Source organism: Klebsiella sp. M041 (genome assembly GCF_059759695.1).
Genome location: NZ_JCAXWU010000002.1, coordinates 41,324 through 64,855, shown reverse-complemented (window position 1 = coordinate 64,855; position 23,532 = coordinate 41,324). Strand labels below are relative to the sequence as shown.

Sequence of the window (23,532 nt, the reverse complement as noted above, 5' to 3'; positions counted from 1 at the left end):
CTGCGGTGAAGATCTGCTTAATTGATGAAACGGGCGCCGGAGACGGCGCCTTATCTGTTTTAGCCGCCCGCTGGGGGCTGGAGCAGGATGACGATAATCTGATGGCGCTGGTGCTGACCGCTGAGCATCTGGAGCTGCGTAAGCGCGATGAGCCCAAACTCGGCGGTATCTTCGTCGATTTCGTCGGCGGGGCGATGGCCCACCGGCGCAAGTTTGGCGGCGGCCGCGGTGAAGCGGTGGCCAAAGCGGTCGGTATTAAAGGCGATTATCTGCCGGATGTCGTCGATGCCACTGCCGGATTGGGGCGTGACGCCTTTGTGCTGGCGTCGGTCGGCTGTCGCGTGCGGATGCTGGAGCGTAATCCGGTGGTCGCCGCGCTGCTCGACGATGGCCTGGCCCGCGGCTATGCCGATGCGGAAATCGGCGGCTGGCTGCAGGAGCGGCTGCAGCTGATCCACGCCTCCAGCCTGACGGCGCTGACCGATATTACCCCGCGTCCGCAGGTGGTCTACCTCGACCCGATGTTCCCGCATAAGCAGAAAAGCGCGCTGGTGAAGAAAGAGATGCGCGTCTTTCAGTCGCTGGTGGGGCCCGATTTAGACGCCGATGGCCTGCTGGCCCCGGCGCGCCAGCTGGCGACCAAACGGGTGGTGGTGAAGCGCCCGGATTACGCGCCGCCGCTGGCGGAAGTCGCCACGCCGAACGCGGTGGTGACCAAAGGGCATCGGTTTGATATTTACGCCGGCACGCCGGCGTAAATTTGCAATCTATCAGGTATCGCGCCGTCATGTTGCCGGGTGGCGGCTGCGCCTTACCCGGCCTACATAATCATTTATATATCAGATGGATACCATTCCACCAGGCCCGGCTGAGTAAGGCGCAAACCGACGATCATCTCTACCGCTCAGCTTCCCCCGGGGTATTAATCATCCGGTTCAGCCACGGCACCATCAGCGCCATCACTACCGTGACCCCCAGGGTCACCAGGCCAATTTTACTGAACACGCTGGTGTAAACGGGCAGCGTCTGCAGCGGGTCGGTGATATTTTCCGGCACCGCGGTGAAGGTCGCCACATAGCCGCCGAGCAGGAACGCGGCGGCCTGGGTCAGGAACCACATCCCCAGAATAAAGCCCATCAGATGCTGCGGCACCAGCGCGGCGACCATCGCTAGCCCCAGGGCGCTGATCAGCAACTCGCCCAGGCTCTGGAACAGATAAACCAGCACAATAAACCACGGCGAGGTTAATCCCTGGGCGTCGGCGAACCACATCCCGGCGGCCGCGGCGGTAAGGAAGCCCAGCGCGCAGAGGAACATCCCGAGGGTAAATTTCACCGGCATGGTCAGGTCTTTACCCTTGTGGCCGAGATGGGTGTAGATCGCCGCCAGCACCGGGCTGGCCACCACCACCCAGAAGGGGTTCAGGGCCTGGAAACTGACCGGGTTGATGGTAAAACCCAGGATCTGATGATGGACGTTATTGATGGCGAAGAAGTTCAGCGAGGTCGGCATCTGGGCGTAGAGAATGTAAAACAGCACCGCCTCGATCATCAGGATAAAGGCGACGAACATTTTGTTGCGCCCGGTTTTATCAAGGCGAAACGCCTCGCGGAAAAAGAACGCAATGACCACAACCGACAGGACAATCAGCACCAGGTTGGCGATCATCACGTTATGCATCAGCCAGGCGCAGAGAAAAATCATTACCACCGTACCGGCCAGCACCAGCGCCAGATTGCGCAGGCTGAGGGGGCGATGATCGGGCTCTGAACCAATCTCTTTCACCATCCCGCGGCAGGCGAGGTAGACCAGCAGCGCGATAATCAGCCCCGCGCCGCACAGGTTATAGGTCACCGCGTAGCCAAACTTTTCCGCGATCACCGGCGCCAGCGACAGCGACAGCAGCGAACCGATGTTTATCGACATATAAAACAGGGTAAACGCCCCGTCGAGACGGGCATCCTTCGGCGGATAGCATTTTGACAGCAGGCTCGCCGGGTTGGCTTTAAACAAACCGTTGCCGACGGCGATGGTGCCGAGGGCGATAAAGATCAGCTGCGGTTTCAGCAGCGACATCCCGGTCATAAAGTAGCCGATGGCCAGCACAATCGCGCCGAGCACCAGCGTGCGTTTGGTCCCCAGCAGATGGTCGCCCACGTAGCCGCCGATGGAGATCAGCCCGTAAACCAGCGCCGCGAAGGCGCCGAAGGTGATAAAGGCCTGTTCCTGAGAGAAGCCCAACTGTTTCACAAAGAAGACCGCCAGGATCCCCTGAACGCCGTAATAGCCAAAACGTTCCCAGAGCTCCACAAAGAAGATCATAAAGAACGGACGAGGTTGCTGCAGCAAGCCCGTAGGTGCAGTTGTATTCATATTCCTTCGCCTTGTATTACTTTCCCAAAAAGTATGAACGCGTATGCCAGAACGCGCCGAAAATGTCTGATAACTCGCCATGCTGCGGTTATTGGCTTATTGAATAGATTATTATATAGATGTTTTAGTGAATAACTGGTTGATCACACTAATTGAATGGCTTTTTTATGGAGTTAAGCTCTATTGTCTGGCGAGGTGGAAGCGAAAATAAAAACGCCCGCAGCGGCGGGCGTCTGGCATGACACAACGGGACGGTTATTCGTCTTCTTCGTCGCGTAGCGGGACAATCAGCATGTCGACATGGACGGTGTTGATCAGCTGACGGGCAGAGGACATCAGCTTGCTCCAGAAGTCCTGATGGTGGCCGCAGACCACCAGGTCCATATCATATTTTTTAATCGCATCGACCAGCACCTGGCCCAGGTCGCCGCTGCCGCTCAGGGTCTCGGTGATCGGGTAGCCGGCGTTGGTCGAGAGCTCGGTCAGCGCGTGATGGGTCTCTTCGGAGATGCGTTTTTGCATGTCGCCGAGGTTCACGTCAATCAGCCCGGTGTAGAGGTCGGAGTAATTCACATCCACGTGGATCAGGGAGACTTTCGCGTTATACGGGCGGGCCATAGAAACGGCTTTTTCAACCAGTACTTTACTCTCCGGGGACAGGTCTACTGCAATCAGAATATGTTTGTAAGCCATAGTGTTACTCCTTCCATAAGTTTGTCGATGACCATTGGACCTGACAGCTGGCGCTGCCGTTTCGCCCGCGTCCTGCGTGCTACATTCGCGGGAGGGTAGCCTTTAAGGACTTCATTGTAGAAGATATTTCTTACCTTATAGCGCCCCCCGCACTCCGTCAATGCACTGGGTTCACCTAAAAGTTAAACAAATTTATCCGTCTTACGTATTGATAACGAATAACCTTGTGGTAAAAAAATTAATGGATCTCCTACACTATTTAATGAGCCGGTCGGAAAAATAAATGTGATCGGAATCGCACTCTTTACGGTATTGTCGTCGGTTATTTGGGGAGCGGTAGCCGCGGAGGGTTTCTCCGTGGGCGGGTCGCCGGGGAGGAGGTATGATCAGCACTATTGCGCTGTTTTGGGCCCTGTGTGTCGTTTGTGTGGTGAATATGGCACGCTACTTCTCATCGTTGCGTGCATTATTGGTTGTGCTACGTGGTTGCGATCCCTTGCTCTATCAGTACGTCGATGGCGGCGGCTTTTTTACCTCGCACGGGCAGCCCAGCAAACAGATGCGCCTGGTGTGGTATATCTATGCCCAGCGCTACCGTGACCATCATGACGATGAATTTATTCGTCGCTGCGAACGTGTTCGTCGCCAGTTTATTCTGACCAGCGCCCTGTGCGGCCTGGTGGTGGTGAGCCTGATTGCGTTGATGATCTGGCACTGACGGCATCTTCGGGATAAAAAAACGGGCCAGCAAGCTGGCCCGTTTTGAACGAATAGCGCTTAAATCAGCTTCAGGGAGAGCCAGTAAAGGACGCCTGAAAGGATAATCGCTGCCGGCAGGGTCAGCACCCAGGCCATCAGAATGCTCGTCACCGTCTTTTTCTGCAGACCACCGCCATCCACCAGCATCGTCCCCGCTACCGAGGAGGAGAGTACGTGGGTGGTGGAGACCGGCATCCCGGTGTAGCTCGCCAGACCGATAGACACCGCCGCGGTCATCTGCGCCGACATCCCCTGGGCGTAGGTCATGCCCTTCTTACCAATCTTCTCACCGATAGTGGTCGCCACGCGGCGCCAGCCGATCATGGTGCCAATACCCAGCGCCAGTGCGACCGCCATGATAATCCAGATTGGCGCGTACTCGATGGTGCTCAGCATATCGGTTTTCAGTTTCTTCAGCAGACGCTGGTCGTCAGCGCTCACGTCCGGCAGTTTCGCCACTTTGTCGGTGGTGTCGGAGATGCAGAGCATGATGCGACGCAGCTGGCCGCGCTGTTCCGGTTTTAGCGACTCGTAGTTCTCAACGCCGGTCAGCATGGTCTTCACGCGGTCAAGGGCGTTGATGGTGTTCGCCGGATGACAATGAAACTCGCCGTTGGCCGCGGTATTGGTGTCCGGAGAGGGAACCAGCTGGTCAACGCCGGTGGCTTTCTTCAGCAGGTCAGGGCGCTGCTGGAAGAAGGTTTCCACGTTGTTGACCGCATCGCGGGTACGGGTGATTTCGTAACCGGAGGCGTTCATATTCACCACGAAGCCCGCCGGGGCGACGCCAATCAGGACCAGCATCACCAGACCAATGCCTTTCTGTCCATCGTTAGCGCCGTGAGAGAACGACACGCCGATAGCGGACAGGATCAGGGCGATACGGGTCCAGAACGGCGGCTTTTTCTTGCCGTCTTTCTTTTCACGCTCCGCTGGGGTCAGGTGGATACGCGCCCGTTTCTTGGTGCCGCTCCAGTAGCGACGCAGCAGGAAAATCAGGCCGCCCGCGATCACCAGGCCGACGATAGGCGAGATAATCAGCGATCCAAAAATGCCGATGACTTTCGGGATATTCAGCGCGTCAACGACCGACGTACCGGTCATTAAGGCATTGGTGAGACCGATCCCGATGATAGCGCCGATCAGCGTATGGGAACTGGATGCCGGCAGACCGAAGTACCAGGTGCCGAGGTTCCAGATGATCGCCGCCAGCAGCATAGAGAACACCATGGCGAGGCCATGTGCGGAACCCATGTTAAGCAGCAGATCGGTCGGCAGCATATGCACGATGGCATAGGCTACGCTGAGACCCCCCAGCAGAACGCCGAAGAAGTTGAAGAGCGCCGCCATCGCCACAGCGAGCTGTGAGCGCATAGCGCGAGTGTAGATAACCGTAGCCACCGCGTTTGCGGTATCATGGAAACCGTTAATCGCTTCGTAAAACAGTACAAAAGCTAAAGCAAGCAATAATAATAGTCCGGTATGTAAATCCAGACCGGCAAATAAATGTAGCATAGGACGTTACGCCATTTTGAGGACATGAACGCGGCGCATTATCAGTGACTTTAGCGGCGCGGGCAAAGTGAAATATAGACTTTTTTTGATTTTCTTCCTGTTTAGGTTTTACCCTGTTGGGAGTAATCCTATATCTTTCAATGATGTATCTAATGCGGGATTTTTCCCGCTGGTGTGACCAGAGTGAAATATTTACAAAACCCGACAATTGGGGAACGAGGAATGCGCTGTGGAAAGGTTTGATGCCATTGTCGTTGGCGCCGGAGCGGCGGGAATGTTTTGCGCAGCGCAGGCGGGGCAGCTCGGCTGTCGCGTTCTGCTGCTCGACAACGGCAAAAAGCCGGGGCGAAAAATTCTGATGTCCGGCGGCGGCCGCTGCAACTTTACCAATATGTATGTTGAGCCGGCGGCCTATTTGAGCCAAAACCCGCATTTTTGCAAATCTGCCCTGGCGCGCTACACCCAGTGGGACTTTATCGAGCTGGTCGGCAAATATGGCATCGCCTGGCATGAGAAAACCCTCGGTCAGCTGTTTTGCGATGATTCGGCGGAACAGATCGTCAATCTGTTGCTGGCGGAATGCGAAAAGGGCGGCGTGCAGATCCGCCTGCGCAGCGAAATCCTCAGCGTCGAGCGCGATGAGCAAGGCTACCGGCTCCAGGTGAACGGCGAAACGCTGGCGACCAAAAAGCTGGTGATCGCCTCCGGCGGCTTGTCGATGCCGGGCCTTGGCGCCTCGCCGTTCGGCTATAAAATCGCCGAACAGTTCGGCCTGAAGGTGCTGCCGACCCGTGCGGGTCTGGTGCCGTTTACCCTGCACAAGCCGCTGCTTGAGCAGCTGCAGGTTCTCTCCGGCGTCTCGGTGCCGTCGACCATCACCGCCGAGAACGGCACCCTGTTCCGCGAAAATCTGCTGTTCACCCATCGCGGCCTTTCCGGACCGGCGGTGCTGCAAATTTCCAGCTACTGGCAGCCCGGCGAGTTCGTCACCGTGAATCTGCTGCCGGACTGCAATCTTGAAGACTTCCTTAACGAGCAGCGCGGCGCGCATCCCAACCAGAGCCTGAAAAACACCCTCGCGATGCAGTTGCCGAAGCGGCTGGTGGAGTGCCTGCAGCAGCTGGGGCAAATTCCTGATGTCACGCTGAAGCAGCTGAACGTTCGCGACCAGCAGGCGCTGGTGGAGACGCTGACCGCCTGGCGCGTGCAGCCGAACGGCACCGAAGGCTACCGGACGGCGGAGGTGACCCTCGGCGGCGTGGACACCAATGAGCTCTCGTCGCGTACTATGGAGGCGCGCAAGGCGCCGGGCCTCTACTTTATCGGCGAAGTGATGGACGTCACCGGCTGGCTCGGCGGGTATAACTTCCAGTGGGCGTGGTCAAGCGCCTGGGCCTGCGCGCAGGCGCTGGTGGAAGGGTAACGGCGGTATCGTTCCGGCGGACAGGTTTCGGCTTATCCGCTGATGTTATGCTGCTTCAGTTTTCGCCACAGCGTGGTAGGGCTGATGCCGAGGATGGCGGAGGCTCTGGTTCTGTCGCCATCCGTTTTTTCAATCACGCTCGCAATCAGCTGTTTCTCCTGTTTTTTTAACAGATCGCTCTCATCCGCGACCAGCGTGTGGTCAGAAACAAGAGACACGCTCTGGTGGCAGACCGGCGAGAGGTGACTGATCTGCTGTAAAACCTCTTTGTTCACCGTGTTTCCGTCCAGCAAGACGATAAGACGATAGATGACCGCCTGCAGTTCACGAATATTGCCCGGCCAGTCATAGTTCTGTAGGCAGTTCACGGCATCCGCAGTAAAGGTGAGGTGCTTGTTTTGTTGCTGCAGAAGATGGTGAATCAGCACCATAATATCTTCGGGTCTTTCGCGTAATGACGGGAGCTGCAGTTCAAGGATATTGATTCGGTAATAAAGATCCTGGCGGAACTCCCCGCTGGCGACGAGCTGACCCAGATCTTTATTGCTGGCGGTGATCAGGCGAAAATCGGCTGAGAGCAGGGTGTCGCCACCAAGACGGGAAAATTGCTTCTCCTGCAATACGCGCAGCAGCTTCACCTGGACCGACAGCGGGGCTTCGCTGATCTCATCGATAAATACCGTTCCGTTAGTGGCCATTTCAAAGACCCCGGGCTTGCCTCCCTTCCGCGCGTTGGTAAACGCGCCTTCGGCATAACCGAACAGTTCGCTTTCCAGCAGGCTCTCCGGTATAGCCGCGCAGTTAAGCGCGACAAAAGGACCATGGCTTCGGGCGCTAACGTGATGAATACTCTGGGCAAACAGCTCTTTCCCCGTGCCGGTGTCGCCCAGGATATGGACCGGAAGCTCATGTTGAGCGCACAGCCTGGCTTTTTGTATCACCTGATGCATGATCGGCGATTGCGCAATAATATTGTCAAAAGAGTAGCTGGTGGCATAGCCGCGTAAGTGACTTTTCTTACTGGTAGTCTGCTGCCAGAGCGTACTTTCCTGGCTTAAGCCGGTGATGACGGCATAGCTGTTGTGGCGATTAGAAAAATGCCGGACGGAGAGACTAACAAGTGTGCCATTAATTTCGATAGCTTGCTCTTTGACGTTGGACTCATTAATCATACTGGCATAGATATCTTTAAAAACCTCTTTTTTAAATAATTTGTCACCCACCTGGCATTGAAATAAGGTCATGCCGATAGCATTAATATGAATAATCTCACCCAGCTGATCAACGCACATAATTCCTTCGCGGGATTGGTTGAGCGCCGCATGGCTCATCACTAACTTTAAATTTTCCCGATTGATATATTTTAGTAAGCCATGAGCTTCATTAATTGCTTGTTCAATAGAATTATTGTCAGCATCGCCTTCAATAACGTTGAGATTGTATTTCTTGGCCATTTCGGCGACCGTTAAACCGCCAATGACCATATGGTAATCATTTTCAGACAGGTTTTTTATAACATTTTCAATATCATGATGGTTATAGACCTGGCAAATCTTAAACTCGTCGTTGGTCATGCTTTGGTAATGCCGCAGCGCCCGGCAAAACTGGGGGAAACCGATGGCGGCGATTTTCTGCGATTTATTCTTGGCTTCCTGCAGGATGCGGTATACGCCATGAAAATCATGGGCGATTTCGATCACCGGAATGGGAATGTTATTGCGAAGCAGGGCGGCGGTACCGCCCCGGCTAATAATGATTCGGGTACCGGATTGGATCATTTCGTTGGCTTTATTGAGGACATCAGAATAACGAAACTCATAGACGGGGATTTCCAGTTTGCGCTCAATAAGGACATGCATAATTCGTTGGGTAATAGTGCTGGAAACTGAGAAGATGACAATTTCATTATTCTTCATACATTATTCACTTATCGGCTCAAGATTGGCTAAAATCATTATAATTTTAAGGTGCAGATAAATAATGACGAAGGTCATGGAAGGTGGGTTTTATCGTACCAGCCTTACGCCTGGAAAGACGCAAGGCTGGTGGCTGGCGAATTAGAATCGCAGACGGCGATAAACGATCTGTCCGTTACAGATAGTGGCGCAGTTATCGAGGTAGCGATCACCCTCCAGGGTTTTTCCCCGGGTATCTTCAAACATAATTTTATCTTTGCGTAATTTCACAATGGAAATATCGGCAAGAGCATTTGGCGCCAGAGTACCAATCTGCCCTTGCATTTTCATCAGGCGAGCCGGAGTGGCGGTGACGGCGCGGATGACGTCAAAGAAGGACATGCCCATATTGAGATATTTCGACATCACATGCAGCAGGCTATAGACCTTGTCGGTACGCAATCTATTACGCAGGGTTAAATCGGTACTGATGATATCAGGGTAGAATCCCTGCTCCATCGCCGATTGCGCCACCTCAAAATCAAAGTGGGCGACACCGTTTGAACAATCGAAGATCACCCCCCGGGACTGCGCTTCTTTGATGGCGGCATAGACCTGCCCCTGTTCATTGAGAATGGAATGACCGGTACCGTGGAAACAGTGCGCGTAGATGTCACCCTCCTCGAAATAGCGGATCAGCTCATCGGCGCATAACAGGGAGTCGGTGACATGCACGCAAATGGAGGTATCCAGTTTTCGCGCCAGGGAGACCGTAGCTAACAGCGGATCGCTGGCATACTGTTTGCCCCGGGCGATATCCTGGCTATAGCGTAATTTCAAGCCCAGAATGTTGGCTTTATTGTCATTCAGCGTCTGGGCAATTTTTTCCTCGTTGTAATTTGCTGGATTGGTATTTTCAAGATAGCCGGTTGGCCCACCGCCAAGGGTCGAAAGGCCAACGTTGACCACGTTTAAATAGCTCTTGATTTTCACCATCGCCGGATGAATCACGCTATTACGAAATAGCGAATAGTTTACCCATCCGCTGCTCCCGGCATCGACCATGCTGGTGACGCCGTTTGGTAAACAGACGATGTCGGGGTTGACGCTAATCGCCGTTCCGCCATGAAAAACGTGCCCATGAAAGTCGATGAGCCCGGGAAGAACAATACAGCCTGAGGCATCAATAACGGTTTCTGCCTGTCGTTCATCCTGATGCGTGATATCAACGATGCGGTTACCCTTAATACCAATATCGGCGTTGATATAAGTTCGGTTTTCCATATCGGCGATCTGGCCGTTTTTAATGACTATATCCAGTTTCATTTTATGCTCCTGTCAGATACCGATAAGCTTCCAGTAAGGAATACCGATTAAGAAAAATATCAATACGTTAACCACAACCATAATGGTGCCGAGCATCCAGAACGTTTTTTGCGGCACGTAGCCGCTGGAGAAGGTAAATACGCCAGCCCCATTACCATAGTGGGTCAATAACGCGCCATAGCCTGCGGAGAAGGCCAGAGAGAGCGCCACATACATAGGATGTGCCTGCGTGGTCATTCCGAGGGTAAAGAGTACCGGATAGAAAGAGACGACAAAGGCGCTGTTTGAGACGAAGAAATAGCGGACCGCGAGGCTGATAAACACCAGCACAGCAATCGCGCTGAATTCACTCAAATGCGAGAGATCGAGATAATTTTTAATCACGTCGACCAGGTAAACATAGAATCCGCCTTTTGACAGCGCGACCGCGCAGCCGTAGAAGGCGCCGTACCAGACAAAAGTCTGCCAGGCTGATTTTTCGCTGACTACGTCATTCCAGCTCAGTACGCCGAAAAGCAACAGACAAGCGAGGAAGGCGAGTCCCACGGGAATAAAGGCAATGCCGGTGATAGACCCCGTCATCCAGCCTAATACGCCAAGAATAAAGAACGCGATTAACAGCTTCTCTTCGCGTTTTACCGGCCCTAATTCATTGAGTCCTTTTTCCGCAATTTCATTGACGTTCGTAATAACTTTCAGTTCCGGAGCATAGATTTTATACAGGATCCAGGGCGCCAGAATGAGCACCAGTCCCGCCGGGACAATGGCGGCTTTAAACCAGGTCATCCACTCAAGATTAACCTTCATAATCTCATTGGCTAATGAAACGGTGATCGAGTTGGTGGCCATCCCGGTCAGGAACAGGCTGGAGGTGCCCATCGAGACGACGTACATCAAAATAGTCAGGTAGGCGCCGATTTTGCGGCTGCCGTCGTCGGGCTTCGAGCCAAGCGCTTCGGCGATATTCCTGAAAATGGGGTAGGTAATCCCTCCCGAACGCGACATGTTTGAACCGGTCGCTGGGGCCAGCACGGTATCGGTGACCATCATCAAATACCCGAGCGTCAGGGTATTTTTGCCGTAGCGTTTGAGTAACAGATAAGCAATGCGTTTACCTAACCCGGTAATGACAAACGCTTTGCAAATAATAAAAGCGCTGATAATAAACCATACCATTGGGCTGCCAAATCCAGCGAATAGCGGACCGGGGTCGAGTACCAGAGAGGCGAATCCCAAAATAATCAGCATAATCACCGAATCGGTAAACGGGCGTAAAACCAGGCCACAGAGCATGGCCAGATAAATACCAACCATATGCCATGTCGGGGCGGCAACGCCTTCCGGATGCGGTATTATCCAAAATAAAACAGGGAAAAAGATAATCGGCAAGAGTTTTAAATAAAGCATTTTTGTTACCTTTGCTTTAAGGCCACGGCAGTTAAATGACCGTGGCTTATATTATTCAATCGAATTAACGATATGTGTCGTCGATAAATTCGACGCCGGTTGCATCCAGCGATTTTCTAACCCATTGGCGGTTGGCGGTGCCGTTTTTGGCGGCATCCACTTTGCTGGAGTCGAGTTTGGCGTACTCTTTCGCTTTATCCAGCACAGTCTCTGCATCGCTCAGTGGGATGACAATGACGCCATCCGCATCACCGACAATCAGATCGCCGGGACAGACCGCGACGCCGCCCACGGCAATAGGGGTATTCACTTCCCCTGGACCCATTTTGAACGGGCCCGCCGGGTTCGAACCGGTGGCATAGAGCGGAAAATCAAGAACCGATAGCGCGTCGATATCGCGAATTGGCCCGTCGAGCACAATGCCGGCAATGTTCTTCATGTGATGGGCATACGCCACCATGATTTCGCCCATCAACGCCCGCGAGCGATCTCCTTCGTTAGAGACCACAATGACGTCATTTTCCCCCGCCATATCCAGGGCGGCATGGAGCATCAAATTGTCGCCGGCGCGTGCTTTTACCGTAATAGCGAAGCCGGCCATTATCGGTTTTTTGGGTGAGGAAATGCGCTTGATGCCGTTGCCTAATACCGCAATACGGTTCATGGTGTCAGCAATATTTGCCGCCGGCAGGTGCTCATATTCTTTCAGCAGTGCAATATTTCCCGCCGGACGTTTTAAAAATACACGGTTACCAATAGTCATCTCTTGCTCCTTAAAAACCTGGGACCGGCCAGGACGGTTTTTTACCCGATAACACTTCGTCAATGCCGATGGCGGAATGCAGGGAAGCCCGGTCAGTCGCTTCGATGGTGGCGGCACCGATATGAGGACCGATGACGATATTGCTCAATGCGAAAATAGGATCGTTGGCATCGAAGGGTTCTTTCTTTAAAACATCAACGCCGGCGCCCGCGATAATTTGCTGGCTTAAGGCGTGATAAAGCGCGCGCTCATCGACGAGCTTGCCGCGGGCGGTATTAATGAAATAGGCGCTGGGTTTCATCATCGAGAACTGTTTTTCGCCGACAAAGTCGGTGGTTTCCGCCGTTGTTGGGCAGTGCAGCGAAACGAAATCACTCTCTTTGAAAATACGGTCGAAATCGTCAGTGAGTTCGACACCTTCGGGGATCTGCTGCTGTGTTTTATAGGGATCATAGGCAATGACTTTCATATTAAAGCCATGCAGTGCTTTGATCGCGACGCGCGAGCCGATATTTCCTACGCCGATTAAACCCAGGGTTTTACCGTCAAGTTCAACTTTCGGCGTGCGCAATTTTGCCCAATAATAATCTTCAAGCATTTTCTCTTCGACCAGCTTGAAATTACGTGAGCAGTGCAGCATATAAAATATTGTCAGTTCAGCGACCGACATGCTATTGGCTAGCGGGGCATTTAATACCACAACGCCATGACGTTTGGCTGACTCCAGATCCACGGTATCGTAACCCGCGCCATGGCGGGCCACCACTTTCAGCTTTTTAGCGGCTTCAAATACGCGGTCGGACATTTTTGAAAGGCGTACGATAATACCGTCACAGTCGCCGATATCACGAATGATATCTTCCTCTTCCATCCCCGAACCTTTAATTAGCTGATAACCTCGGCTTTCCAGATACGCTCTCCCTTCGGCCATGATCTCTTGCGGGAGTAGAATTTTATACGTCATGTCAATTTCTCCAGTGTTGTTTACGAGGAGGGAAATGCATGCCGGATGCCATAAATGATCTCAGCGTTGATTTTATTTTTAATCAATTGAAATTTAAATGATTTTTATTTTGTTAATTATTGGTGAATTGTTTTCTTGGTGATGGATGTCACAAATTCATATTAGGCGTTATCGCCTGATTTTTTCATTATGAAATGGCTGGATTGCAAAATTAAATAACAGTGTTATGCATTTCACATTGTTGCTTGACAGAGCCTGGGTCGAGTGGCATTGACATTTTGTTGTCGGTTAACTAAAACGAAGCGGGATGAATAAATAAACAGGACGTATTGATCGTGAATAATACCCAGATTGAAATCTTCAGCATCATGGTACAAACGGAAAATATTCATCATACTGCGCAACGGCTTGGCATTGATGCTGCTGCTGTCACCACCAGTATTTGTGCGCTGGAGAACGAGATTGGTTTTAATCTCATCTTGCGAGGAAAAAATATCAGGAAGGTGATATTAACGGAAAAGGGAAGGGCTTTTTATAAGCTGACGCCGCAGATCCTCGGCATACTGCATGCTATCGCGACTATTCGCCGCGCAAAGCACCTGGCTGAATAAGCCCGGCGCCAGTCGGCCGGGCTGTGGCATGGCGTCAGTTCAACCCAAGAAAATACTGGGCGATTTTGAAATAGATGATCAGTCCGGTGCCATCGATCAGCGTGGCGATAAACGGCGCGGAAACCACCGCCGGATCGATGCCGATCCGTTTAAGCACCATCGGGATGACCGACGAGACAATCGCGCTCCACAGGGTAATGCATACCAGCGTCAGGCTGACGATCAGCGTGATTTCCATGCCGATGCCCATCATCCAGGCGCGCAGGCAGCCCGCCAGCCCAAGCGTTAAGGCAATCAGAAACGAGGTCGATACTTCTTTGCGGATCACCCGCCCCATATCGCGCAGCCGTACTTCTCCCAGCGCCATCGAGCGCACCAGCGTCGAGGTGATCTGCGTTCCGCTGTTGCCGCCGGTACCGATGAGCAGCGGAATAAAGAAGGCCAGCGCGATGGCCGATTCCAGCGCCTCTTCGAAATGCTGCAGCACGCTGCTGGTGTAGGCTTCGGCCACGAACAGCAGCAGCAGCCACACCGAGCGTTTCTTCCACAGCGTCCAGGGGCTGATGTCCAGATACGGTTTTTCCAGCGGCAGCGTCGCCCCCTGCAGTTGGGCGTCCTCGGTGACGTCATCCTCCAGCAGATGGGCGATCTCCTTTTCCATCAGGCAGCCGACCAGCTCGCCTTTATCGACGACGGGAACCAGGTCGAGGCCGCGCTCGTTGAGCTCGGCTATCACCTGCGGGCGTTCATCGTCAGGTTTGACGCGGAACAGGCAGCTGTCCATCAGGTAGCGGATAGACTGCCCGACATCCCCTTCCTGCAGTAGCTTTTTGACCGACAGGCTGCCGCGCAGCTTCTTGCCGGCGACCACAAACACCTGGCCGGGAATATCATCGCTGGTGAGCTGTGAGATAAAGTGCTCCCGCGCTTCATGGACGCTGAGATGTTCCTGCAGCGTAATAAAGTCGGTACGCATGTACTGGGCGATGGCATCGCCGTCGAAGCCAGAGGTCGCCTGATGGGCGGCGCAGAGTTGAATGGAAGACATGATTAAAATCCCTATAAAAAATCACTCATAGGGGCGAACAAGACAGGGTTAGCGCAGGCAGATCCCTACGTCCTGGTTTTAGCACTGCATAACGTATCTGAACGGTCATGACCGCCAGAAGTTACCTTGGCAACACCTTGATTCGATGGAAGCCTGTATTTCCCTGAGTGGTCTCTCTCGATACCAACAGGGCGGTAACTTGTATTTATGCAGGAGCCTCGCCATAACGAGATCGTTAAATGAGGCGCCATTATTGGCGAAGAGGGATAATTCACCAAGCGTATAGTTTAGGTGGTTTATCAACTGTTGATAAACCACCCAGGCATTTTCAAATAGTTAATCATCCGCTAAACACTGCAAATGCCCATGGCGCACACCGCGCTGGGCAATCACGTCGTCGGCAAAATGCTGCACCTCGGCCATGTCTCCCTTCAGCACCGCAATCTCCAGGCAGTCGTCATGACTGATATGCACATGCAGCGTGGCGACGGAGAGATCGTGATGATGATGCTGGGTGGCCACCAGTCGGCTCGCCAGTTCGCGTTTTTCATGCTCGTAGACATATGACAGGACGGCATAACCGCGCCGCGGCTCCGACGGCGCGGGATCCTGGTTGAGGGCGTCGCGCAGAATATCGCGTACCGCCTCCGAACGGTTATGGTAGCCGCGGCGGGCGCTGAGCGCATCGAGAGCGGCCAGCAGGTCATCATCAAGGGTCAGGGTTACGCGCTGCATGGCATGGCCTCGTTGAGCAGAGTGGCAGGAAAAGGTGGCAGCACCGCCTGCTGGAGCGCCTGTCCGGCAGGAGAGCGCAGGCGCAGCGGTAGACTGACCGTTGCGGTTTCGACGATGCGTCCGTGCTCCATCACCAGCACCCGCTGGCAAAAGCACTCCACCAGCCGCAGGTCGTGGGTAATGAACAGGCAGGCGGTGCCAAACCGGGCCTGCAGGCGCTTCAGCAGGGCGATAATCTCCGCCTGCAGCAGCAGATCGAGATTCGAGACCGCTTCATCCAGGATCAACAGCTGCGGCCGCACCGCCAGGGCGCGAGCCAGGCAGACGCGCTGCAGCTGTCCGCCGCTGAGCTGCGCCGGGCGTTTATCGAGCAGCGTCGTGGAAAGGTCGACCGCGTGCAGCATCTCTTCCACCCGCCGTGCGCGCTCCTCGCGCGACAAGCGGAACAGATGGCGCAGCGGCTCGCTGACGATCTCGCGCACCGTTTTGCGCGGATTCACCGCGCTGAAGGCGTCCTGAAACACCAGCTGAATATCACGGCGGAAGGCGCCGACGGCCTCGCCCTTCAGGGCGGTCAGCGGTGTGCCGCGCCAGACAATATCGCCGCGCTGCGGCGTTTCCAGGCCCACCAGCATCCGCGCCAGGGTGCTCTTGCCGCAGCCGCTGCGCCCGAGCAGGGCCACCGTTTCGCCGGGGGCGATGGCGAGTTGGATCTCGTGCAGGACCCTGCCGTGGTGGGGGTAATCGTGGCTCACCCCGTTGACGCTGAGTAAATTCATGCTGTTTTCTCCAGTCCGTACAGCGCCAGATGCGCCGCCAGCAGGCGCTGGCTCAGCGGGTGCTGTGGGGCGCTGAACAGCGTGTTTACATCGCACTGTTCAACGAGGCGACCGTTCTCCATGACCGTCACGTCATCCGCCAGCCGCGCCACAACGCCCATGTCATGCGTCACCAGCAGTAGCCCCAGACCGCGGCTGGCGACGATATCCGCCAGCAGATCGAGGATCCGCGCCTGGGCGATGGCATCGAGGTCGGTGGTCGGCTCGTCGGCGATGATAAAGGGCGCGCGGCTGAGCAGGGCGAGGGCGATCATCATCCGCTGCAGCATGCCGCCGCTCATCTCGAAGGGATAGCGGCTGAGCAGCGAGCGCGGATTATCCAGACCCACCTCTTCCATCACCGCCAGCAGGGCGGCGTCATTCGCTTCGCGTCCCGCCGCCCGGCAAGTTTCCCGGGCGTGGGCGGCCATGGTATGCAGCGGATTAAAGGCGCTGCGTGGGTTCTGCATGATGGTGGCGATAGTCGCGCCGCGCAGCTGTTCGCCGTGCACCGGCATGCCGTCAAGCAACACCCGGCCGGCGGTCTGGCTGACGCCGGGCGGCAGCAGGCCCAGCGCGGCGGCGCAGGTAAGCGATTTCCCGCTGCCGCTGCTGCCGAGCAGCGCCAGCACCTTGCCGCGGCGCAGGGTAAGAGAGACGTCGCTGACCAGCGGGCGGTCGGCGGCAAGGGCGATCTGTTGCAGTTGGATCTTTTGCGGCATCAGTGGCTATGCTCCGCGATCAGGTGAGGATCGAGGCGATCGCGCAGCGCGTCGCCCAGCAGGTTAAAGGCCATCACGCTGATGAACAGCGCTAGCCCCGGCCAGACCATCTGCAGCGGCTGGGTCCAGATATACTGCCGGGCGTCGTTGATCATCACCCCCCATTCCGCCGTCGGCGCGCTGACGCCGAGGCCAAGGAACGACATGCCGGCCACGTGAAGCATCATATGGCCGATATCCAGTGAGGCGAGCACCAGCAGCGAGGGGATCACCGCCCCTGCCAGATGGTCGCTGAACAGCCGCCACTGGCTGGCGCCGCTCAGGCGGGCGGCGAGGATAAATTCGCGCTGGCGCAGGGAGACCACCAGATTACGCACCATTCTGGCGTACCAGGCCCAGTGCGATAGCGCAATGGCGAGGATCACGTTGGTCAGCCCGGTGCCGAGCACCCCCACCATAAAGAACGACAGGATCGAGGTTGGAAAGGTCATAAACAGTTCGGCGAGGCGCATCAGGCCGCGGTCGGCGCGGCCGCCCAGCAGCCCGGCGCTGCCGCCAACCGCCAGACCGATCAGCAGCACCAGCAGCAGGCAGGCCATTACCGCCCCCAGCGAGACGCGGGTAGCGGCCAGCAGGCGCGAGAAAATATCCCGTCCTAGATGATCGGTCCCCAGCCAGTGCGCTGCCCCTGGCGGCAGCAGCCGCTGCTGCAGGTTAATCGCCGCCGGATCCCAGGGTAGCCACCAGCCGCTGCCGATGGCGATGGCCGCCAGCAGCGCAATAACCAGCAGGGCCAGTTTCACCGGCCAGCGGAAGTTTCGCAGCCATCTCATACGCTCACCTCCTCATGGCGGCGCAGGCGCGGGTCGAGCGCCGCGTTGAGCACATCCACCGCCAGGTTAGCGAGCACGAACACCGTGACCATCATCAGCGTAAAGCACTGAATCACCGGGTAATCGCGATTGAAGATCGCGGAAACCGCGTAGCGGCCGACCCCCGGCCAGGCAAAGATATTTTCAATAATCATGGTGCCGCCGATCAGCTCGCCAATGTGCATGCCCATGGCGGTCACCACCGGCAGGGTGGCGTTGCGCAGGATATGCCGCCGCTCCACCTGGCGCGCGCTCAAGCCGCGCAGCCGCGCCCACACCACGTGACGCTGACTGGAGACCTCCAGCATGCTGGCGCGCAGCAGGCGGGCGTTGATCGCCAGCGACATAAAGGCGATGGAGACGGCGGGCAATATCAGGTGCTGCCAGTCGCCGTACCCCATCGCCGGAAGCCACTGCAGATGCACGGAAAAGAGCATCACCAGCAGAAAGGCCAGCCAGAAGTTCGGCATCGACACGCCGAGGAAGGCAATCAGCCGCACAGCAAAGTCCGGCAGGCGATCGCGATGGCGCGCCGCCCAGATCCCCAGCGGCAGCGAGGTGACGAGGATCAGCGCCAGCGCCGCGCCGGTGAGCAGCAGGGTGGCCGGCAGGAAGTGCAGCAGGTCATCCAGCACCGGGCGCCGGGTGGCATAGGAGAGGCCAAAGTCCAGGTGCAGCGCCCGCCACAGCCAGTGCAGATACTGCATCGCCAGCGGCTGGTTGAGCCCCAGCAGTTCGCGGGTCGAGGCGACCATCTCTTCAGTGGGCGGCAGGTTCGACAGGCGTAAATAATCCAGCGCCGGGTCGCCGGTGCCGAGCCGCAGCAGCAGAAAGATGATGGCGGAGGCGGCGAGCAGCAGCGGGATCAGCAGCAGCAGGCGGCGTAAAATATAGCGTAACATTATGGCGTTACCGGTTTAATCTGGTCGAAAGGGATCTCGGTGCTCACCGGCGCGAACGGGATCTCCCCGACCTCCCGGCGCGCAACCGACATCAGCGAGACATAGCTGATGGGCAGGTACACCGCGTCCTGGTGCAGGCGGCTCAGCACATCGTGGTACAACCGTTTCCGCTGCGCCTCGTCGCTGGTGGTCAGCACCTCGCTAATCTCTTTATCAATCAGCCCTTTGTCGGGCAGGCCGCGCTGGGCCTGATAATCGGCATGGGAGGGCACGCGCATCGAGCTTAAAAAGGCATGCGGATCGTAGGGGGCGCCCCAGGTGCGATTGAAGATCATGCCGAACCGCCCTTCGCGCTGGCGCGCATAGATGCTGCTCTCCTCCTCGCCCACCAGGGTGACGCGGACGCCGACCTCCCGCAGATTGGCCTGAATAATTTCGGCCATCGATTTAGCCAGCGCGTCGGTGCCGATAAACGCCAGCTCAATCGCCAGCGGTTGCCCGGCCTTTTGTCGCCAGGGCTGGCCTTCCGGTTGCTGCCAGCCGGCCTGCGCCAGCAGGGCGCGGGCTTTTGCCGGGTCGTAACGGCGCGGCGTCAGATCCTGCGGGGCGTAGGGGACCGAGGGCGCAAACAGGGTGTCGGCAACCTGCTGGGTGCCGTAGAGCACGCTATCGACGAGGGTCTGCTTGTCGACGGCGTAGTTGAGCGCCTCGCGAACCGCCTGCTCGCGGGTCGGGCCCTGGCTGGCGTTCAGCGCCAGCATCACCGTCTCCGCCGGGGCGGAGAGACGAGCCGCGTAGCCGGGGTGATGACGAAAGCGTTCGAAGGTATCCAGCGGCAGCAGCCCCTCGTCGCCGTAGAGCATGTCGATTTCTCCGGTTTCGAACGCCACCGCGCGGCTGGTGGCGTCGGGGATCACTTTGATGGTGATTTGCTGTAGCGCGGGTTTATTACCCCAGTAGCGTTCGTTGCGTACCAGCACGTCGCGCTGATTGAGCTGCGAACTCGCCAGTCGCCACGGCCCGGTGCCGATCGGGGCTTTGATGCCGTTGGCGGTGCCGCCATCGATAAACTGCGAGGGGGCGATAAAGCGGAACGGGCGGGGCAGAGCCAGCTCTTGTAGTAAGGGGGCGTAGGCGCTTTTCAGAGTGAGCTGCAGCTCGCTGGCGCTGAGCGCCCGCGCGTCGGTTATCTGATTGGCGAGCTCAAGCCAGGCGTGGCGTTGGCGGTTGGCGAGCACCGCCTGGAAATTAGCCGCCGCGGCCTGGGCGTTAAAGGGTTCGCCGTTGGAGAAGGTCACATCCTCGCGCAGGGTAAACCACCAGGTTTTACCATCGGCGGAGTGGCGCCAGCGGGTCGCCAGCCAGGGCTGCACGCTGCCGTCAGCCTGATACTTCACCAGCGGTTCATAGACCATGCTTTGGGCAAACATCTGGTTGGGCGTATAGAGATGCGGATTCAGCGGGCCGACGTTCACCGGCCAGGCGGTAGTAAGCGAGTGCTGCGCGGCCTGAGCCAGCAGAGGGGCGCAGGCGACCAGCGCCAGCAGAGTGAGGCGGAAAATAGACAAGACGGCGTTCTCAGCGACAGGAAAGTATGACGATTTTAGTGATTCATCATACTTTCGGAGTAACCTGGATCAATATTGCGCCGGAAAGTATAAGTAATCCGTATGATTATGCGCAGGGGCAGGCGCCGCCTTACCCCTCAGGGCGCCCGGAACAACCCCAGCAGCGTGGCCACCTGTTCGTCGATCGGCGCCAGATCCCGCTTGACGATCAGATGCAGCGGCGTCGCGCGGCGCGCGCCGTGGCTGAGGGGCAGCCGCTTCAGCACGCCCTGATCGAGATGGGAACGAATGCGCTCTTCCGGCAGCCAGCCGAAGCCGACCTGATACATCACCGCATCAATGGCCGCGTCAATGGTGGAGAAGGTCCAGGCGTCACGCGTCGCCTGGCCATCGCCGGTCTGGTCGGCAATGCGCACCAGCGGCCATGGCGCCAGCGCGCTATCCTCCAGCGGACCGTCGAGGGCGGCGAGAGGATGGTCGCGGTGGGCGACGGCGATAAAATCAATATTCATCAGCCACTCTCCGCGGCCGGTAATATCCTGGCGGCGGGTCAGAACCATGACATCGGCTTCCGTTCGCGCCGCGCCCTCGTCATCAATATTTTCCAGCACTTCGGTGAGTCTGACCTGAGTCTGCGGATAACGCTGCTGAAACTGGCGCAAAATGGCGAACAGCCGCTGGCGTGGGAAAATGCTGTCGACCACCAGGTCCAGACGGGTGCGCGCCCCGTTGCGCAGAGTGGCAGCATGCGTCTCAACGTAGGCGAAGGCCTGCAGCAACGGTTTGACCTGATTCAGCAGCAGTTCGCCGGCCGGGGTCAGCACCGCCCGCCGACCGGACGGCGCCAGCAGCGCCACCCCTAAGCGCTCCTGCAGCAGCGCGAGGTTATAGCTCACCGAAGACTGACTGCGGTTGGTCTCCTCCGCCGCTCTGGCAAAGCTCCCGAGTTCCACTACCTTTTCCAGTAATGCCCACTGCTCCAGGGTTGTCTTGTGCATAATCAATCTAAAATTTGGATGTATTTAATCCAAACATAGCGTTATTCATTCAATTTTTAAAGACGTATGCTGTTCTCAACAACACAGAGGAGAACAAATGATGAGCACTTTCGACAAACATGACCTCAGCGGCTTTATCGGTAAACATCTGGTCTACACCTACGACAACGGCTGGAACTACGAAATTTACGTCAAAAACGGCCATACCCTCGACTACCGTATTCACAGCGGCATCGTCGGCAATCGCTGGGTGAAAGATCAGGAAGCGTACATCGTGCGGGTGGGGGAAAGTATCTACAAAATCTCCTGGACCGAACCGACCGGTACCGACGTGAGCCTGATCGTCAACCTGGGCGATAAACTGTTCCACGGCACCATCTTCTTCCCGCGCTGGATCATGAATAACCCGGAAAAAACCGTCTGCTTCCAGAACGATCACATTCCGCTGATGAATTCTTACCGCGATGCCGGCCCGGCCTACCCGACAGAAGTGATTGACGAGTTCGCCACCATCACCTTCATTCGCGACTGTGGCGCAGATAATGATGAGGTAATTAATTGCCCGGCGAGTGAATTGCCTGCGGATTTTCCTGCAAATTTGTAATTAAGCAGAAATAACTTTGTGATCTGCGCTAACTTTTTGTCATCAAGCGTGACAAAGACAGCGTCATTAATTGTTATCTGGTTTAACCCCCGTTTACTTTCCGCGATAGCGTTCCTGTTTGCTTTTCCAGACAGGAACGTTTTTTTGTCAAAATTCTGCCATAAATAAAACCTATCATTCTGTTTCTTAATGATTTATTTGGCTATACTGAGAAAAGATTAATTTCTTAATATTATCCTAAGCAAGGTCAACTACATTAATAGTGGTCGAAATACCCTGAAATGGAATGCCGCGCTGAACTCACTTCATTTTAATTTCGTTTAAGTCCACAGGCGCAGGATATTTTATTCTAACGACCCTGATTTGTGCGTGGGTCATCTACAGAACAGGATGATGATGAGCGATTTTTTGCCTTTTTCGCGCCCGTCGATGGGCGACGCAGAGCTGGCAGCGCTGCGTGAAGTTTTAGCGTCGGGCTGGATCACCACCGGGCCGAAGAATCAGGCACTTGAAGCGGCATTCTGCCAGTTGACCGGCAACCGCCACGCGATTGCCGTCAGTTCAGCGACCGGCGGGATGCACGTGACCCTGATGGCGCTGGGTATTGGCCCCGGCGATGAAGTCATTACGCCGTCCCAGACCTGGGTCTCCACCCTCAATATGATCTGCCTGCTGGGCGCCACGCCGGTGATGATCGATGTCGATAACGACAATCTGATGATCACCCCTGAGGCGGTGGCAGCGGCGATCACCTCGCGGACCAAAGCGATTATTCCTGTGCACTACGCGGGGGCGCCAGCCGATATCGACGCCATTCGCGCGGTGGGCGAGCGCCATGGCATCCCGGTGATCGAAGACGCCGCCCATGCGGCGGGGACCCACTATAAAGGCCGCCACGTAGGCTGGCAGGGGACCGCGATTTTCTCGTTCCACGCGATCAAAAATATGACCTGCGCTGAAGGCGGGCTGGTTGTCACCGACGACGACGAGCTGGCCTCCCGCATCCGTAGCCTGAAATTCCATGGCCTCGGCGTGGACGCCTATGACCGCCAGACCCACGGCCGCGCGCCGCAGGCGGAGGTGATCGCTCCGGGCTTTAAATACAACCTTGCCGACATCAACGCCGCGCTGGCGCTGGTCCAGCTGGAAAAACTGCCTCACGCCAACCAGCGCCGGGCGGAAATTGCCCAGCGCTATCTGCGCGAGCTGGCGGACACGCCGTTTACGCCCCTGACCGTCCCGGCCTGGGATCACCAGCACGCCTGGCATCTGTTTATCATCCGCGTCGATGAGGCTGCGTGCGGCATCAGCCGCGACGCGTTGATGGAAAAGCTGAAGGCGATGGGTATCGGCACCGGTCTGCACTTCCGTGCGGCCCATACGCAAAAATATTACCGCGAGCGCTTCCCTGAGGTTTCCCTGCCGAATACCGAATGGAACAGCGCCCGCATCTGTTCTCTCCCGTTGTTCCCGGACATGACCGATGACGATGTCACTCGCGTCATTTCCGCACTGCGCCAGCTGTCAGGACGTTGA

At 56.3% G+C, this 23,532-nt stretch carries 22 protein-coding genes and 1 riboswitch; of the genes, 6 read left to right on the top strand and 16 right to left on the bottom strand.

Annotated elements, in window-relative coordinates:
- Positions 1–5: 5 nt before the first annotated feature.
- Positions 6–758, top strand: coding sequence for a 16S rRNA (guanine(1516)-N(2))-methyltransferase RsmJ (gene rsmJ, locus AC6CWS_RS02380; RefSeq protein ID WP_032429010.1), 753 nt, complete (start codon positions 6–8; stop codon positions 756–758).
- Between the two features lie 139 nt (positions 759–897).
- Here rsmJ and dtpB read toward each other — a convergent pair whose 3' ends face one another.
- Together dtpB and uspA are read right to left on the bottom strand one after the other, a co-directional pair.
- Entirely contained in the window at positions 898–2,373 is a 1,476-nt protein-coding gene (gene dtpB / locus AC6CWS_RS02375; RefSeq protein WP_032454295.1) for a dipeptide/tripeptide permease DtpB, read from the bottom strand.
- Positions 2,374–2,628: 255 nt separating this feature from the next.
- Positions 2,629–3,066: a universal stress protein UspA gene (gene uspA / locus AC6CWS_RS02370; RefSeq protein WP_004145166.1), complete on the bottom strand. Its 438-nt coding sequence runs from the start codon at positions 3,064–3,066 to the stop codon at positions 2,629–2,631.
- Positions 3,067–3,448: 382 nt separating this feature from the next.
- On the opposite strand from uspA, the gene uspB reads away from it, so the two are divergent.
- Entirely contained in the window at positions 3,449–3,784 is a 336-nt protein-coding gene (gene uspB, locus AC6CWS_RS02365) for a universal stress protein UspB (protein WP_002921203.1), read from the top strand.
- A gap of 59 nt (positions 3,785–3,843) precedes the next feature.
- Here uspB and pitA read toward each other — a convergent pair whose 3' ends face one another.
- Complete coding sequence (gene pitA / locus AC6CWS_RS02360) at positions 3,844–5,340, bottom strand: inorganic phosphate transporter PitA (protein ID WP_004204940.1); 1,497 nt, start codon at positions 5,338–5,340, stop codon at positions 3,844–3,846.
- Between the two features lie 229 nt (positions 5,341–5,569).
- Here pitA and AC6CWS_RS02355 point away from each other — a divergent pair, with 229 nt between their 5' ends.
- A complete protein-coding gene (locus AC6CWS_RS02355; RefSeq protein ID WP_065812597.1) occupies positions 5,570–6,763 on the top strand; it encodes a BaiN/RdsA family NAD(P)/FAD-dependent oxidoreductase in 1,194 nt (397 codons plus the stop codon).
- A gap of 32 nt (positions 6,764–6,795) precedes the next feature.
- On the opposite strand, the gene AC6CWS_RS02350 is transcribed toward AC6CWS_RS02355, so the two are convergent.
- The 5 genes from AC6CWS_RS02350 to AC6CWS_RS02330 form a co-directional block, all read right to left on the bottom strand.
- Positions 6,796–8,679, bottom strand: a complete 1,884-nt coding sequence (locus AC6CWS_RS02350; RefSeq protein WP_065882857.1) for a sigma 54-interacting transcriptional regulator — start codon at positions 8,677–8,679, stop codon at positions 6,796–6,798.
- Positions 8,680–8,820: 141 nt separating this feature from the next.
- Positions 8,821–9,984 carry a metallo-dependent hydrolase gene (locus AC6CWS_RS02345; RefSeq protein ID WP_498256380.1) on the bottom strand — a complete coding sequence of 388 codons (1,164 nt, stop codon included), beginning with the start codon at positions 9,982–9,984 and terminating at the stop codon, positions 8,821–8,823.
- A gap of 12 nt (positions 9,985–9,996) precedes the next feature.
- The gene (locus AC6CWS_RS02340) at positions 9,997–11,391 is read right to left on the bottom strand and encodes a DASS family sodium-coupled anion symporter (RefSeq protein WP_060589793.1); all 1,395 of its coding nucleotides are present in this window, start codon (positions 11,389–11,391) and stop codon (positions 9,997–9,999) included.
- Positions 11,392–11,455: 64 nt separating this feature from the next.
- Positions 11,456–12,154, bottom strand: a complete 699-nt coding sequence (locus AC6CWS_RS02335; protein WP_065882855.1) for an RraA family protein — start codon at positions 12,152–12,154, stop codon at positions 11,456–11,458.
- Positions 12,155–12,164: 10 nt separating this feature from the next.
- Positions 12,165–13,118, bottom strand: a complete 954-nt coding sequence (locus AC6CWS_RS02330; protein WP_060589789.1) for a hydroxyacid dehydrogenase — start codon at positions 13,116–13,118, stop codon at positions 12,165–12,167.
- A gap of 335 nt (positions 13,119–13,453) precedes the next feature.
- On the opposite strand from AC6CWS_RS02330, the gene AC6CWS_RS02325 reads away from it, so the two are divergent.
- Positions 13,454–13,729: a LysR family transcriptional regulator gene (locus tag AC6CWS_RS02325; RefSeq protein ID WP_065882854.1), complete on the top strand. Its 276-nt coding sequence runs from the start codon at positions 13,454–13,456 to the stop codon at positions 13,727–13,729.
- Positions 13,730–13,763: 34 nt separating this feature from the next.
- Here the strand turns inward: AC6CWS_RS02325 and AC6CWS_RS02320 are convergent, their stop codons facing one another.
- The 8 genes from AC6CWS_RS02320 to AC6CWS_RS02285 form a co-directional block, all read right to left on the bottom strand.
- Positions 13,764–14,777 (bottom strand): magnesium transporter, encoded by a 1,014-nt coding sequence (locus AC6CWS_RS02320; protein ID WP_023291272.1) that lies wholly within the window; start codon positions 14,775–14,777, stop codon positions 13,764–13,766.
- A 56-nt stretch (positions 14,778–14,833) separates the two neighbouring features.
- Positions 14,834–15,015, bottom strand: a riboswitch (M-box (ykoK) riboswitch).
- Positions 15,016–15,113: 98 nt separating this feature from the next.
- Positions 15,114–15,512 carry a nickel-responsive transcriptional regulator NikR gene (nikR, locus tag AC6CWS_RS02315; protein ID WP_023291271.1) on the bottom strand — a complete coding sequence of 133 codons (399 nt, stop codon included), beginning with the start codon at positions 15,510–15,512 and terminating at the stop codon, positions 15,114–15,116.
- Entirely contained in the window at positions 15,500–16,291 is a 792-nt protein-coding gene (gene nikE / locus AC6CWS_RS02310; RefSeq protein WP_065883212.1) for a nickel import ATP-binding protein NikE, read from the bottom strand. Before nikE ends, nikR begins: the two co-directional genes overlap by 13 nt.
- Positions 16,288–17,052 (bottom strand): nickel import ATP-binding protein NikD, encoded by a 765-nt coding sequence (gene nikD, locus AC6CWS_RS02305; protein WP_023291269.1) that lies wholly within the window; start codon positions 17,050–17,052, stop codon positions 16,288–16,290. The genes nikE and nikD overlap by 4 nt, the downstream gene beginning before the upstream one ends.
- The gene (nikC, locus tag AC6CWS_RS02300) at positions 17,052–17,885 is read right to left on the bottom strand and encodes a nickel ABC transporter permease subunit NikC (protein ID WP_065883207.1); all 834 of its coding nucleotides are present in this window, start codon (positions 17,883–17,885) and stop codon (positions 17,052–17,054) included. The genes nikD and nikC overlap by 1 nt, the downstream gene beginning before the upstream one ends.
- Positions 17,882–18,826: a nickel ABC transporter permease subunit NikB gene (gene nikB / locus AC6CWS_RS02295; RefSeq protein WP_023291267.1), complete on the bottom strand. Its 945-nt coding sequence runs from the start codon at positions 18,824–18,826 to the stop codon at positions 17,882–17,884. Before nikB ends, nikC begins: the two co-directional genes overlap by 4 nt.
- Positions 18,826–20,394, bottom strand: coding sequence for a nickel ABC transporter substrate-binding protein (gene nikA / locus AC6CWS_RS02290; protein WP_065883204.1), 1,569 nt, complete (start codon positions 20,392–20,394; stop codon positions 18,826–18,828). The genes nikB and nikA overlap by 1 nt, the downstream gene beginning before the upstream one ends.
- 137 nt (positions 20,395–20,531) lie before the next feature.
- Entirely contained in the window at positions 20,532–21,392 is an 861-nt protein-coding gene (locus AC6CWS_RS02285) for a LysR family transcriptional regulator (protein ID WP_050534014.1), read from the bottom strand.
- 97 nt (positions 21,393–21,489) lie between these two features.
- On the opposite strand from AC6CWS_RS02285, the gene AC6CWS_RS02280 reads away from it, so the two are divergent.
- Both AC6CWS_RS02280 and arnB read left to right on the top strand, forming a co-directional pair.
- On the top strand, positions 21,490–21,996 hold the full coding sequence (locus AC6CWS_RS02280) for a phenolic acid decarboxylase (protein WP_012540376.1): 507 nt from the start codon (positions 21,490–21,492) through the stop codon (positions 21,994–21,996).
- 396 nt (positions 21,997–22,392) lie between these two features.
- Positions 22,393–23,532 (top strand): UDP-4-amino-4-deoxy-L-arabinose aminotransferase, encoded by a 1,140-nt coding sequence (arnB, locus tag AC6CWS_RS02275; protein WP_023291264.1) that lies wholly within the window; start codon positions 22,393–22,395, stop codon positions 23,530–23,532.